Below are 12,436 nucleotides of genomic sequence, written 5' to 3'. Positions count from 1 at the left end.
TGTTGACTGTTTTATTTTGGCGTAGAAGTGAAAGGCGAGTAGGTAGCGTTTCGCCTTTCACTTTTAATTCTTGCTATCTTCACTTCAACAAACCTTGTTCCTTCAAGAATGCTTCTGCTACTTCGTCAGCTTTCGCACCTTTAGAGTTCACTTGGTAGTTCATCTCGCGCATTTCATCGTCTGTTACGATTCCTGCAAGACTGTTCAACGCATCTTCGAGTTCAGGATACTTCTTCAGCGTATCTTTTCGAAGTAGCGGTGCGCCTTGGTATGGCGGGAATAGTTCTTTATCATCTTCGAGCACCGTCATATCATATTCCCGAAGTTCGCTGTCAGTCGAGTAGGCATCCATCAAGTTGATTTCGCCTGCTTCGATTGCTTGATAGCGTAGTTTCGGTTCCATTGTTTTAATGGAGGAAAACGTAATGCCGTAAAGTTTTTGAATTCCGAGATAGCCATCTTCACGATCATTGAACTCCAGTGTAAATCCTGCTTTTACTGCATTTTCCACAGAAGCTAGATCGGACATCGTTTTTAGCCCGTACTCTTCTTGGAATGCTTTGGAAACAGCGAGAGTATAGGTGTTATTGAACGACATCGGTGTCATAAGTGTCATATCAAACTGTTCATCAAGTCCTTTTCGTGCTTGCTCAAATACTTCATCGCGGTCATTGCTGACGGCTTCTTCTTTCAAGAACTCCGATATAGCAGTACCCGTAAATTCAGGATACAAATCAATACTTCCTGACTTCAATGCATTAAATACAAATGAAGTTTTGCCGAGCCCTGGCTTTAATTCGACAGATAAATCCGTTTGGTCTTCGATCAACAACTTGTACATATTAATAAGAATTTCAGGTTCTGCACCAAGTTTTGCTCCTATCACTAATTCGTCCTTCTTGCTGACGCCTATGAATGGTGCGGCAATCATCAAGACGGCGGCAATCACAAAAATCGCAAATGCCGTAATAGCTTTTTTGAATGAAAGACCTTCAAATATCTTCAATACGAAATCAAAGAATAATGCGAGTAATGCGGCCGGTATTGCACCTAGTATAATTAACGAAGGATTATTCCGATCAATTCCGAGTAATATTAAATCTCCGAGTCCACCTGCGCCAATCAATGCTGCAAGTGTCGCAGTTCCGATGATGAGCACCATCGATGTACGGATACCCGCCATAATGATCGGCATGGCTAGTGGTAATTCGACTTTCGTTAATCGTTTTCGCGTATTCATGCCCATTGCGATAGCAGCTTCGCGAAGGGAAGGATCGACTTCTTTAATACCGGTATACGTATTGCGTAAAATAGGTAGCAATGCATAAACTACCAGCGCAATGATGGCCGGTACTTTTCCGATGCCAAATAGTGGGATCAACAATCCTAGAAGTGCTAGTGAAGGTATCGTTTGCATCACAGCACTCACTCCGATGACAGATTCCGCTATTTTTCGCCGATTGGTTAAATAAATACCCAATGGCACAGCGATCAGCACAGCAATGAGTAAAGAAACTAATGAAATTTGAATATGTTCAATTAGTGCTCCAAGTAATTGTCCGCGACGGTCTTGGAAAACATCAAGGAAATTATTCATTGGATGCTCCTCCCTTCACCGCTTGTTCAGCCAAGAAACGAAGAATCCCTTCACGGGTAACCATTCCAATCACTTGTCCATCTTGTTGGATCGCCACTTGTTCTTCCGAAGCCAAAAACTGAAGTAATGGGCCCCATTCGGAGTTAAATGGAATGGCAAAGGATAATGACAGGTCTGATGGAATATCTTCTATATGGTCCTTGATAGAAAATGTTTGTGCAGCAGCGGAAGCTGTAAATTCACGTACGAACGGTGAAGCAGGTTGAATAAGAATTTTCTGAGGGGTGTCTACCTGTTCAATTTTTCCTTCGTTCATGATACAAACACGATCTCCTAGTTTAAACGCTTCCTGTAAATCATGCGTTACGAATACAATGGTCTTTTGGATTCGGCGCTGTAATTCAAGCAAATCATCCTGTAGCTTCAAACGGCTGATTGGATCTAAAGCGCTGAATGGTTCATCCATTAATAGAATCTCCGGATCTGCAGCCAGTGCACGCACGACACCCACTCGTTGTTGTTGACCACCGGACAATTCATTCGGTTTACGCTTCCTATAAATATCTGGATCGAGACCAACCATTTCAAGTAATTCAGTTACACGTTCACGCACTTTCTTTTTCTTCCAACCGACGAGTTCGGGTACAACTGCAATATTTTCTTCAATCGTCATATGGGGGAATAAAGCAATTTGCTGTAGCACATAGCCTATTTGCCAGCGCAGCTCATGGATTGGGTAGTCGCTAATCCTCTTATCGTCAAGCCAAATTGTGCCCTTTGTAAGCGGAATCAGCCTGTTGATCATCTTGAGTGTTGTAGTCTTACCGCAACCACTGGGTCCGACCAAAACAAGAAACTCTCCACGTTTAATTTCTAGATTCACAGAATCCACGACTAAACGCGACATATCATAACTCTTTGAGACTTCTTCAAAACGAATCATTAACATCCCTCCTTTGTTGTTATAATTTTCACATATCACCAGAAAAATAGAAAGTTATATCTCTTTAAACAGAATAATAAAAGTTGTGAAGTGTAATATGCTGTTCATTCTCCGTTCATCTTCACAAGATACAATATACATATAAAGAAAAATACGGAGGCGCTCGATATGAAAATCGCGTGGAAAGAAATGAAGAAAAGTAAAGCGAAGTTCTTGATTCTAGGATCCATCATATTTTTAGTCAGTTTTTTGACATTTATTATTTCAGGATTAGCGAATGGATTATCACAGGACAACGCGGCGTTGATCAAAGATTTACCGCAAGGGCAGTTTTATTTGGATAAGGACGCAGATAGTACGTATAATCTTTCAAAAATAGATGCAGAGGTACAGAAACAAGTTCTCATCGATCGACCCGATGCAACTGCATTTTCGGTTCAGATGGGCTTTGTCAATGATTCGGAAGACAAACAGCATAGTGTTGCATTCGTTGCATCTACCGGCTCGCAGCTGTTTGAAAACGTCAGAGAAGGCGAGATTGTACTGGATAGTACATTAAAAGATGAGGGCATTAAAGTTGGGGACGTCTTAACAAATAATCAATTTAGCGGTGAATTCGTCGTCAAAGGGTTCGTTGACCAGCAAAAATATAGTCACGCACCTGTCGCTTTCATCGACATGACTAACTATCAAGAAATCTATCGTGTAATGGAAATGCAGACGATTTTCATTCCAGGAAAAGATACGCCAACACTAAGTGCATTAGATTCATTCTCCAATAAAGAATTTCTGAATGCCATTCCAAGTTACAGTGCGGAACAGATGTCATTAAATATGATTGTTTGGTTCCTTGTGATGATCAGTGGCATGTTGTTTGCGATTTTCTTCTATATGATGAACGTGCAAAAAATTGGTTTGTACGGAATATTAAAAGCAATCGGCATGAAGACTATGTCATTATTTAAGATGATTTGGTATCAAATGCTTGTGATTACAGCTATTTCACTCGTGCTTTCCATTGCGCTCAGCCAAGCATTTAGCTTTATTGCCCCTGATGGCATGCCATTCCATTTAACAATGAATACCGTATTGATGCTGTCGGCAGTATTTATGGTAGTCGGTTTTATAGGAGCAACAATTTCTGGATTCCAAGTGAAAAGAATTGAACCGCTACAAGCGATTCAACAAGGAGAGATGTAATATGTCTACCTTTACAATTGGCGAAGTGAAAAAAACATTTTCTAACGGTGAAATTGAAGAAGAAGTATTAAAGGGTGTAAATTTATCGTTAAAAGAAGGGGAAATCACAGCGTTGGTCGGCCCTTCAGGTTCTGGCAAGTCTACCATTCTAACGATTGCGGCTGGATTGCAGAAAGCTTCCGGTGGTGAGATTTTATTCGAAGGAAAAGACATGACTAAAATGAGCCAAGAAGAAATTCGTCATATACGTGCGACAGACTTTGGGTTTGTCTTCCAATCTTCTCACCTAGTTCCGTTCCTGACCGTAGAAGAGCAATTAGAGTTGATGCTCGATGTATCGGAAACAAAAATTAGTAAAAAAGAGCAGACTACAGCGATAGCAGATATTTTAAAGTTGGTCGATATGGAACACCGTAAAGATGCGTATCCTTCTTCGTTGTCTGGGGGAGAACGTCAGCGTGTGGCGATTGCCCGTGCAATCATTCATCGTCCTAAAATCTTATTTGCGGATGAACCAACAGCCAGTCTTGATACTAAACGCTCGAAAAGTGTCATGGAATTACTACAGGAACTAACACGTACACTGAATTTAACGACGCTGATGGTGACGCATGATGAAGAAATGCTTCCTTACGCAGATCGTATTATTACGATGCGTGACGGCTATATAGTGGAATAAACAATCGACGGCATGACGCCGTCGATTGTTTTGCATTCTGTCACATTTATTTTAGGCGAATGAACTACTTACACGACAAGGTTTAGTGTTAAATGACAATGAATATCAGTCATAATCGGGTAGACTGGCATATATAAGTATGATAAGTTAAAAGTGGTATATATACTAAATAATAGGAAAAAGGAGGGGTGGACATGAAAAGAACAACGGGATTAGCCCTAGGCTTTATTGTCGTAGTTTGTTTAGTCGTTATAGCATTTATGGGCAACCAAATGCGCGTGAATAAAGACCAAGCATCAGAAACTACAGAGGTAAAAGCGCCAACAGAAGAGGTAGCTGGAATTCAGCACAACCCGCCTTCAATGGACGATGTTCCAGAAGGTAAAGAAGGAGAAGCGATCAAACGCGGATTCGATTTATTTGATGATACGTCCAATGTCTTACGTTCCGAAGCCGCTTCAGTAGAAGACGGGCTCGCACGAGTGAACGAATTATCTTGTACAAGCTGTCACGCAGGTGCCGGAACTGATGAAGGTGTTTCGTCCATGGTCGGGATGTCCGCAGTGTACCCGATGTATATCGGAAGATCAGGCCAAATGGTTACATTGGAAGAACGTATTAACGGTTGTATGGTAAGAAGTATGGATGGACAGAAATTTGCGGATGACGATGAAGACTTGGATGCAATGGTTGCATACATGACGTATATCTCAGAAGGAATTCCAGTAGGTGCAGAATTAGATTGGCGCCACCAGAACACTCTTGACGATCTACCGACACCGAACGTAGAGAATGGTGAGGAATTGTATCAGCAATCTTGTATCGCATGTCACGGTGAAAACGGTGAGGGAATTGGTTCCAATACAGGCCCGAAACTATGGGGTGAGGGATCATTTAACGACGGAGCAGGAATTGCACGTATGACTAAAATGGCGGGTTATATACAGAAAAACATGCCAGTTGGTCAGGAAGATTCTTTGTCTGACCAAGATGCAAGTGACTTGGCAGCATATGTCCTGTCAAAAGATCGTCCTGAATGGAAAAATCACGACAAAGATTGGCCAGACGGCGGTCGTCCGAATGATACAATGACTAAAGAACGTCGCGATCAAATTAAAGATGGAACGATCAACTGGGACGAAGTATTAGCGAAACCTGAAAAGAAATAAGCTCTTCAACGCGTCTGTCACATAAAGTGGCAGGCGTTTTTTTCTATGGTAAACTAGTGGAATATAGAACAGAAAAGGGGAATATATCCATGCAATCACCATTTACATTTGCACACACTGCACCAACGAATACCTCAGGAAAAATGCCTGCACTATTTTTACTTCATGGAATGGGGAGTCATGAAGAAGACTTGCCGCAGTTAGTCAAAGACTTTAAAGAAACACATCATATTTTCAGTTTAAGAGGACCCGTCGTCCATGCACCAGGCTATGCGTTCTTCACGATTGAAGAGGAGGGCAAACCTGAACGGAATGTATTTGATAAAGTATTAGTTTATATTCAATCATTTATTCGCGAAGCCATCCAGGAGTACGATCTTGATCCAGAACGTTTAACAGTCGTTGGCTTTAGCCAAGGAGCCGTGTTAGCACAAGCACTTGGATTAACTTTGATCCCATCACTTCGTGGCGTAGTGGCCCTTAGCGGATATGTACCCGATTTCGTAAAAAATGAATATGCTATACAATCAGTAGAAAATCAGCAAATATTCATTTCCCATGGCGACTTTGATTATGTAATTCCTTCCCAATCAGGAGTCGAAAGCAAGGAATATTTCGAATCACTTGGTGCGGATGTAACATTCAAGACCTATCAAGACGGACATGGAGTTACACCCGAAAATCAACGAGACTTGGTGACGTTTATTCGGTCACTATAAGGAGCTGGCCCGATGAAGATTAAACCGTTTTGGGCAATTTTATTGGTAATTGTGCTTATGTGGGTTGGCAACTATATATACGCGGAAAAGCATAAGCTCAAGCATCCAATCTTTCTAAATCACTATCTGGATCTAAATGCAGACTACGAACAGTATATTCCGTTTTATTTTATTACGAATAAAGAAGATACGTCTTTCATTCAAACGGTGGAATTGGGAAGTGTTCGTGGAATGCCAGATCAATTCCGTGGAGATAATGGAATAGAAGAAATGGAGCAATTCGGGAGGTATTCGCTGAAGAGAGTGTATATCCAATTCAATCCTGAAACATATGTGACATCCAGTGAGACGAAGAAGTTCGATAAAATGACTGTCTACTTCTCGGAAAATCGTACAACGAACTATCCAATAGGGCAAATTGTTTTCCAGCCCGAAAAAGAAGAGCGGAATCCTTTGTCGTTCAAGTCCGGCTCGTCCGGTGAATACACAGAAACCCGTCTGGTCGTGACGGAAGCGTTAGCACTTGAATCAGTAAGTACAGCATTTGATGATGCGTTACAAGATCGATTTCACATCAAATTGCAAAATGCAAATAGTAATGAAACTGTACAACCCAATCCAGTAATAGAAAACGACGAGTGGAATAAAGTGACAGGTAGTGATGTGCGTGAGGTGAATTTTCCTTTGCATTTGGATAAAAAAGACTGGCTGACCGTGAAAAGTTATGCTGATCCTTCACTACATGCCGCCATGGACGTGAAGATTAATTTGTCTGGTACGACGGAAACCGGTAAACCATTTACTGCACAAGTCGGTCATCTCCAGTACGAACCGGATTTGACGAAAGATTCCATTCAACAAATTATCGACGAGCGAATGGAGGTGGCCCATCATGAATAAGGCATTCAGGCTGTTTTTCTGGGGCTATCTCTTCGTATTCTTTCGGTTGCAAATAGGCATCGACATACTGGCAGCACCGATCGGTTACTATATGATTTATTCGGGAGCAGGCCTACTTGCCGAACGATTTCCGATAGCGAAAAAAGTGGAACTTACTGCGTTTATTGGCATGCTGATTTCTGTACCCGGTGTCTTTGTGAACTTAGGCGAAGTCACGAGTGGTGGTTGGACGTTGTATGCAGAATTCCTTTTTGTCTGGAAAGTAATCGTTGTATATTACTTGTTCAGTACTTGGAAATCCATGACTAAAGAAGCCGGTCAAGCGCATATTCGCAATCGTCTACACATGTCTTATATTTGGTATGTGAGTATTAATTTCTTGATGATGCTGATGACTGCATTTTCATTAAACTTTGGAGACCACTCATTTTCAACACTTTATATCGCTGCCAGTTTTGCAGTCGTTGCGATGGATATTATTCTTCTGTTCCTTATCGCAGCTTTGCGTAGAGTGGATTGGTTAGAATCGATAGAGAAGTCCTCATTAGAAATATGAGGGCTTTTTCTTTTGGTGAGAATAAGTTAGACGTTCATTCGTTGTATTAAGTAAGAACAGTTGGTTAAGGAGAAGTGCTCATGAAATCTACAGATAAAAACTTTATTAGACGTCTGAAACGTGGAAAAGAAGATGCAATTGAATACGTAATAGATACATATATGCCTTTTGTCAAAGCGGTTGTCCATAAAATACTAGGCCCGATTCAGGCTGAAACAGATATGGAGGAGTGCATGAGTGATGTGTTTTTAGCTGCCTGGGAGAATTGTAACCAATTTGAAGGTGAATCCTCAGACTTTAAACGATGGATTTGTATGATTGCGAAATATAAAGCGATTGATCAGTATCGTCGGATGGGAAAGCGCATGAATAAAGAAGTAAAGTTAGATGGATTACCGTTAGCGGATAAAAGTAACGTAACAAATGTCTTACTTGTAAAAGAAGAAAGGCAAGAACTATTACTTGCTATGAGTAAACTAACCGAATTAGATCGCGATATTTTTACTATGAAGTATTTTCTTGAAATGTCGAACGGTGACATTGCGGAATCACTTAGTGTAACAAAGGCAGCTGTGGATAATCGACTATACCGTGGAAAAAAGCAGTTATCAATATGGATGAAAAGTGAATGGGAGGAAGAGTGCATATGAAAACCATTTATAAGCGATTTAACGACCTAAATTGGGATGACAATATTGAACCATTGGATGTATCAGAGGAAGAGAAGATGGATATGAAGAATCGAGTTACCAAGAAAATTCGAAAGAGTAGAAGAGTGCCGAAAGTTTGGCGAAATATCGCAGCAGCGGCAGTTGTTACTATTGCATCTATTGCAACGATTGGCATCGGATTCCCGACACTCGCCAATCAGATACCTATCGTCAATAATATTTTCGCATTATTCAATGACGAACAAGATGAATTTTATTCCAAATATGAGGAGTTCGCTACAGGTATCGGACAAGTGCAGACTAGTAATGGAATCACTATGACAGTGGATTATGCAGTATACGATGGAAAGACCATCACAATGACGTATTCAGTGGAAACAGAGAAAGAAATTGGAGAGAATATTGGAGTGAATGCACCAGTAAATGTGAAAGATGAGATAGGGGGTACTGGAACGACGACTGCATTGAAAAAAGTGAGCGATACACAGTATGTAGGAATGGTTACATCCACACCAATTTTCAATAACAAACCAAAAGAAGTTATCGTCAATTGGGAGCCCGGGAGCATCATAAATCAAGATACGATGAATGAAGTAAAAGGGAATTGGAAGTTTAATTTCACATTAAAAGAAGTGCGAGGGGATATTCAAACAGTAGGACAATCTTCAGCTGAAAACGGAGTGGAAGTGTGGATCAATGAAATTCGTTCAACAGATATCTCTACTGTTATCGAATATAATCAAAAGGTTGATACATCCGTTTTGGAAGAATGGGAATGGGTAACTACAGATCTTGAGGTTGTCGACAATCTAGGAAATAAATACAGGGTAAACAGCAATGGTGGATACAGTGAAGAAGAACAGAACTTCTATTGGAGCGCTACAATGCAGAATGTAGACAAGAATGCAGCGTCACTCATATTTAAACCTGAAGTAGTATGGAGTAAAGAAGGAAAAGAACATCAATCCTTCACTCTAGATCCAATAGAAGTCATTTTGAAGAAGTAGGTATTGTGATAAGTTTAAAGAGTCATATAGATATAAATGAATCAAAAATTACGTGTAAATTCAATAGATTATTTACTGCTTTAGTAGTTTACTTATAAAATTAACACCAGTTGATAGTAAGCTGAAGGCGATGATCCTGCAGTTCGATCAACATTGCCTTCCTTTATCACACCCGTTTTAATCGCGTTCTTGTTCTCATCGCAAAACGTTGTAACATAGCAGGCCAAGTCATCCCGAACAATACAAAGAATATTCCAAGAAACTGCAGCAGCGTTAGTCTTTCACCAAGCAACAACATTGAAGCGATAATCGCCACAGGTAACTCCACAGCACTCAAAATGGAAGACATACCGGCACCCACTTTCGGAACTCCGACTGAAAACAGAAATATAGGTAGAACAATGCCAAACACACCTAAAATAGCACCGTAAATCCATAATCCATCGCCAAGCATTCCATTCCATAAAATTTCCGGAGACTGGAAAAATGTAATCGCGATTGCTGCATAAAACGACATCAAAAACAACCGTGTCACGACATCCATCCCAGGAACGGGCTTTTGATTTGCCGTGACGAATGCAGCGAAACTAAATGCCGCAGCAATTCCCCATGCCCATCCTTGCCATGGAATACCACTCAAGTCCACATCTATCAAACCTGCAGCCAGAATTGTCCCGCCAAATAAAAACAGAAGCGACACGACTTCGGACTGTTTTGGTAAACGCTTGGCTAATACACACTCATACAGCATACCGATCCATGTGAATTGAAACAATAGGACAACCGCTAGTGACGCAGGCATATACTCTACGGATTTACCGTATACGGTGCCTGTAATCGCAGTAAATAATCCTGCAATCAACACTGGAAAACTACCGCGAAACGTAGGTTTAGAGCGTTTAACAACAATAAATATAATAAGTGCCAACAGAAAACCTGTATAATATTGGCTCGTCACTGCTTCTGAAGCGGTAAAGCCGTCTTGAATTGCTAATTTAATAATCGTCGATAAAATTCCATAACTAGCAGCCCCAAAAACAACGAGCAGCGGATACATCCACGGTTTCATGTACACAACCTCCATTTCCATCGGATCATAGTATATCACGGAAAAGGTCTTCCAGATTGTGTATTATCCATCTCATTTCCCGGGAAATATCGACAACTACTTCGAACGAACGTGGAAAAGCCGTACAATGCAATTTGCACTGTACGGCTTTTATTGGCGAATCAGTGGGGTGCGCCGTAGTCATCCGACAAGCTGCCGCCACTTAAGCGAGGGGAGTGGTTGATCTTTTCCTTCATCATATCTTTCCTTTGGTCGGGTAACGAGATGGAATCGACCGTTTGCATATCTTCATGCAAATCGAACAGACTAACTGTATTCGTTCGTAGATTTTCGGGATGTGTTTGAATCAGGCGATACGTATTCGGGTGATAGTGAGGGGTACGATTTTCTTTAGATACCATATCAATCGCCTCCTATTATGCTTGACGAACCATTTTCAGAAGCATGTGTGCCAAAGTATGTTGCTCTTCTTTAGAACCTGAATCCCATAACTCCTGCAATAAATATTGCTCACGGTTACGAGGCTCTTCATTACGTGACAAATAATTGGCAATAAACGCAGTCGTTTTCGCCAACTGCTCATCGCTTAAGCCAAGACTTTCACCTTTTTCTACTTTGTCAGCAAGATAGCCTTTAAAATGATTGAAGTTCTGCAAAATTTGCTCTTTCTTTTCCTCACCCATTTTTGAAATTTCGGCTTCCACGTTGTCTTTTACTCCCACTACTCAACCACTCCTTTTCATCGTGATAACTTTAGCTTGTGCAAGGAGTGAAGAATTATGCATGTGTTTGTTATATGTAAAGTATGTGAAACCATGTGTGAAAATAGTCCTCGATGGGTAGAAGTAAAGCAGAGTGTTAACAAAAGGAGGTGCAATAATGGCTGATAAACAATATGTTGGCACATTTCATTCTGTTGATAATGTCCTTTATAAAATAACGGAACTAGAAGCGCAAGGTTTTAAAAAGAATCATATGTGTGCTGTTTCCAACGTACGCGATGATTTAAAAGTTTTAGAAAGTGATTCTGAAATTGAATTAATTGGACTACAAGACAGTTCAGTTTGGGATCATGCGCGCCGTTTGTTTAATAGTAAGGACGAAATGTTAACAATTTTTATTAAAATGGGTTTTACAAAGCAAGAATCAAAAACATTCTATACTGATTTAAAAGAAGGCGGCATTGCTTTGTTTGTCGACCACTTAACAGATGGGGAACGGGCAAGATCTGTAGATCTGCAGGATAGTGCCGGACAGCAAACAGATAGCGGTGAAAGCCTGGATAGTGATCCAAATGAAGAAGTAGGGAATCCTATTCCAAATAGTCCTCGAATAGGTACAGACCAGTTGTGAAAAAGAAGGATCTCCCATTGGAATGGAAGATCCTTCTTTTTTTATGTGCGTGAAAAAGCCTGCTGATTGAGCAGCAGGCTTACTGTACATATTACTTTTCAGGATGCGCTTCGTCATCGCTGAAGTGTTCTTTTGCTTCACCAATTTTTTCTTGTGCAGAACCTTTTGCTTTGTCCCATTTACCTTCAGCTTGCATTTTGGCATTATCGGTTAAATCGCCTACTGTATCTTTTACGCTACCTTTAAGTTTGTTTCCCATACCTTTTAATTTATCTTCTGTACCATGATCTTTGTTACTCATACTATCTCCTCCGTTTCGTTTGTTACTATATAAATACCCACTTTTCGTTCGTGAAAACATATTTTTATAAAAGCCATGTACTGGGAAGAACCGGAGACCTGTTGTAGGCTCCGGTTTTCAAGTGTCTGCAAATGTCTGGCATTACGGTTTACTGCTCGTTCCTGCAAGGTGACTAAATTGCTCCATAAGTTTTTCCCGTGACTGCTTATTTCGCATGAGATAGAGTGCGCCAAGTCCGACAGCTGTCATCGCCATTTTGTTCATTTGTCTAA

General features: G+C 40.7%; 16 protein-coding genes. 9 read left to right on the top strand and 7 right to left on the bottom strand.

Annotated elements, in window-relative coordinates:
* Positions 1-79: 79 nt before the first annotated feature.
* Both Q7P97_RS05325 and Q7P97_RS05320 read right to left on the bottom strand, forming a co-directional pair.
* Positions 80-1,597, bottom strand: a complete 1,518-nt coding sequence (locus Q7P97_RS05325) for an ABC transporter permease/substrate-binding protein (protein WP_303967569.1) — start codon at positions 1,595-1,597, stop codon at positions 80-82.
* Positions 1,590-2,540 (bottom strand): ABC transporter ATP-binding protein, encoded by a 951-nt coding sequence (locus Q7P97_RS05320; protein ID WP_303967565.1) that lies wholly within the window; start codon positions 2,538-2,540, stop codon positions 1,590-1,592. The genes Q7P97_RS05325 and Q7P97_RS05320 overlap by 8 nt, the downstream gene beginning before the upstream one ends.
* A 168-nt stretch (positions 2,541-2,708) precedes the next feature.
* On the opposite strand from Q7P97_RS05320, the gene Q7P97_RS05315 reads away from it, so the two are divergent.
* The 8 genes from Q7P97_RS05315 (at position 2,709) to Q7P97_RS05280 (ending at position 9,441) form a co-directional block, all read left to right on the top strand.
* Positions 2,709-3,740 carry an ABC transporter permease gene (locus Q7P97_RS05315; RefSeq protein ID WP_303967562.1) on the top strand — a complete coding sequence of 344 codons (1,032 nt, stop codon included), beginning with the start codon at positions 2,709-2,711 and terminating at the stop codon, positions 3,738-3,740.
* 1 nt (position 3,741) lies between these two features.
* Positions 3,742-4,419 carry an ABC transporter ATP-binding protein gene (locus tag Q7P97_RS05310; protein ID WP_303967559.1) on the top strand — a complete coding sequence of 226 codons (678 nt, stop codon included), beginning with the start codon at positions 3,742-3,744 and terminating at the stop codon, positions 4,417-4,419.
* Between the two features lie 194 nt (positions 4,420-4,613).
* Complete coding sequence (locus Q7P97_RS05305; protein WP_303967557.1) at positions 4,614-5,588, top strand: c-type cytochrome; 975 nt, start codon at positions 4,614-4,616, stop codon at positions 5,586-5,588.
* 89 nt (positions 5,589-5,677) lie between these two features.
* A complete protein-coding gene (locus Q7P97_RS05300) occupies positions 5,678-6,307 on the top strand; it encodes an alpha/beta hydrolase (RefSeq protein ID WP_303967554.1) in 630 nt (209 codons plus the stop codon).
* A gap of 12 nt (positions 6,308-6,319) precedes the next feature.
* Positions 6,320-7,207, top strand: a complete 888-nt coding sequence (locus Q7P97_RS05295) for a hypothetical protein (protein ID WP_303967552.1) — start codon at positions 6,320-6,322, stop codon at positions 7,205-7,207.
* Positions 7,200-7,763, top strand: coding sequence for a hypothetical protein (locus Q7P97_RS05290; protein ID WP_303967549.1), 564 nt, complete (start codon positions 7,200-7,202; stop codon positions 7,761-7,763). The genes Q7P97_RS05295 and Q7P97_RS05290 overlap by 8 nt, the downstream gene beginning before the upstream one ends.
* Positions 7,764-7,843: 80 nt before the next feature.
* The gene (locus Q7P97_RS05285; protein WP_303967546.1) at positions 7,844-8,413 is read left to right on the top strand and encodes a sigma-70 family RNA polymerase sigma factor; all 570 of its coding nucleotides are present in this window, start codon (positions 7,844-7,846) and stop codon (positions 8,411-8,413) included.
* Complete coding sequence (locus Q7P97_RS05280; RefSeq protein WP_303967543.1) at positions 8,410-9,441, top strand: DUF4179 domain-containing protein; 1,032 nt, start codon at positions 8,410-8,412, stop codon at positions 9,439-9,441. Before Q7P97_RS05285 ends, Q7P97_RS05280 begins: the two co-directional genes overlap by 4 nt.
* 166 nt (positions 9,442-9,607) lie before the next feature.
* Here the strand turns inward: Q7P97_RS05280 and Q7P97_RS05275 are convergent, their stop codons facing one another.
* From Q7P97_RS05275 to Q7P97_RS05265, 3 genes are all read right to left on the bottom strand, one after another.
* A complete protein-coding gene (locus tag Q7P97_RS05275) occupies positions 9,608-10,510 on the bottom strand; it encodes an EamA family transporter (protein ID WP_303967541.1) in 903 nt (300 codons plus the stop codon).
* 161 nt (positions 10,511-10,671) lie between these two features.
* Positions 10,672-10,911: a YczO family protein gene (locus tag Q7P97_RS05270; protein ID WP_303967539.1), complete on the bottom strand. Its 240-nt coding sequence runs from the start codon at positions 10,909-10,911 to the stop codon at positions 10,672-10,674.
* A gap of 15 nt (positions 10,912-10,926) precedes the next feature.
* Entirely contained in the window at positions 10,927-11,193 is a 267-nt protein-coding gene (locus Q7P97_RS05265) for a DUF3243 domain-containing protein (protein WP_085429050.1), read from the bottom strand.
* A gap of 196 nt (positions 11,194-11,389) precedes the next feature.
* On the opposite strand from Q7P97_RS05265, the gene Q7P97_RS05260 reads away from it, so the two are divergent.
* Positions 11,390-11,863 carry a general stress protein gene (locus tag Q7P97_RS05260; protein ID WP_303967536.1) on the top strand — a complete coding sequence of 158 codons (474 nt, stop codon included), beginning with the start codon at positions 11,390-11,392 and terminating at the stop codon, positions 11,861-11,863.
* 91 nt (positions 11,864-11,954) lie between these two features.
* On the opposite strand, the gene Q7P97_RS05255 is transcribed toward Q7P97_RS05260, so the two are convergent.
* Complete coding sequence (locus Q7P97_RS05255) at positions 11,955-12,164, bottom strand: CsbD family protein (protein WP_303967534.1); 210 nt, start codon at positions 12,162-12,164, stop codon at positions 11,955-11,957.
* Between the two features lie 141 nt (positions 12,165-12,305).
* On the bottom strand, positions 12,306-12,428 hold the full coding sequence (locus Q7P97_RS05250; protein ID WP_303967531.1) for a hypothetical protein: 123 nt from the start codon (positions 12,426-12,428) through the stop codon (positions 12,306-12,308).
* Between the last annotated feature and the right edge of the window lie 8 nt (positions 12,429-12,436).

The sequence above is a fragment of the Sporosarcina ureae genome, from assembly GCF_029267015.1.
Taxonomy (GTDB): Bacteria; Bacillota; Bacilli; order Bacillales_A; family Planococcaceae; genus Sporosarcina; species Sporosarcina ureae_D.
Note: the sequence above shows the minus strand (reverse complement) of the source record. Positions and strands in the feature narration are given on the sequence as shown.

Excerpts from the sequence above, each read along its gene's own strand:
- Q7P97_RS05325 (WP_303967569.1), bottom strand. The coding sequence starts at position 1,597 with ATGAATAATTTCCTTGATGTTTTCCAAGACCGTCGCGGACAATTACTT.
- Q7P97_RS05320 (WP_303967565.1), bottom strand. The coding sequence starts at position 2,540 with ATGATTCGTTTTGAAGAAGTCTCAAAGAGTTATGATATGTCGCGTTTA.
- Q7P97_RS05315 (WP_303967562.1), top strand. The coding sequence starts at position 2,709 with ATGAAAATCGCGTGGAAAGAAATGAAGAAAAGTAAAGCGAAGTTCTTG.
- Q7P97_RS05310 (WP_303967559.1), top strand. The coding sequence starts at position 3,742 with ATGTCTACCTTTACAATTGGCGAAGTGAAAAAAACATTTTCTAACGGT.
- Q7P97_RS05305 (WP_303967557.1), top strand. The coding sequence starts at position 4,614 with ATGAAAAGAACAACGGGATTAGCCCTAGGCTTTATTGTCGTAGTTTGT.
- Q7P97_RS05300 (WP_303967554.1), top strand. The coding sequence starts at position 5,678 with ATGCAATCACCATTTACATTTGCACACACTGCACCAACGAATACCTCA.
- Q7P97_RS05295 (WP_303967552.1), top strand. The coding sequence starts at position 6,320 with ATGAAGATTAAACCGTTTTGGGCAATTTTATTGGTAATTGTGCTTATG.
- Q7P97_RS05290 (WP_303967549.1), top strand. The coding sequence starts at position 7,200 with ATGAATAAGGCATTCAGGCTGTTTTTCTGGGGCTATCTCTTCGTATTC.
- Q7P97_RS05285 (WP_303967546.1), top strand. The coding sequence starts at position 7,844 with ATGAAATCTACAGATAAAAACTTTATTAGACGTCTGAAACGTGGAAAA.
- Q7P97_RS05280 (WP_303967543.1), top strand. The coding sequence starts at position 8,410 with ATGAAAACCATTTATAAGCGATTTAACGACCTAAATTGGGATGACAAT.
- Q7P97_RS05275 (WP_303967541.1), bottom strand. The coding sequence starts at position 10,510 with ATGAAACCGTGGATGTATCCGCTGCTCGTTGTTTTTGGGGCTGCTAGT.
- Q7P97_RS05270 (WP_303967539.1), bottom strand. The coding sequence starts at position 10,911 with ATGGTATCTAAAGAAAATCGTACCCCTCACTATCACCCGAATACGTAT.
- Q7P97_RS05265 (WP_085429050.1), bottom strand. The coding sequence starts at position 11,193 with ATGGGTGAGGAAAAGAAAGAGCAAATTTTGCAGAACTTCAATCATTTT.
- Q7P97_RS05260 (WP_303967536.1), top strand. The coding sequence starts at position 11,390 with ATGGCTGATAAACAATATGTTGGCACATTTCATTCTGTTGATAATGTC.
- Q7P97_RS05255 (WP_303967534.1), bottom strand. The coding sequence starts at position 12,164 with ATGAGTAACAAAGATCATGGTACAGAAGATAAATTAAAAGGTATGGGA.
- Q7P97_RS05250 (WP_303967531.1), bottom strand. The coding sequence starts at position 12,428 with ATGAACAAAATGGCGATGACAGCTGTCGGACTTGGCGCACTCTATCTC.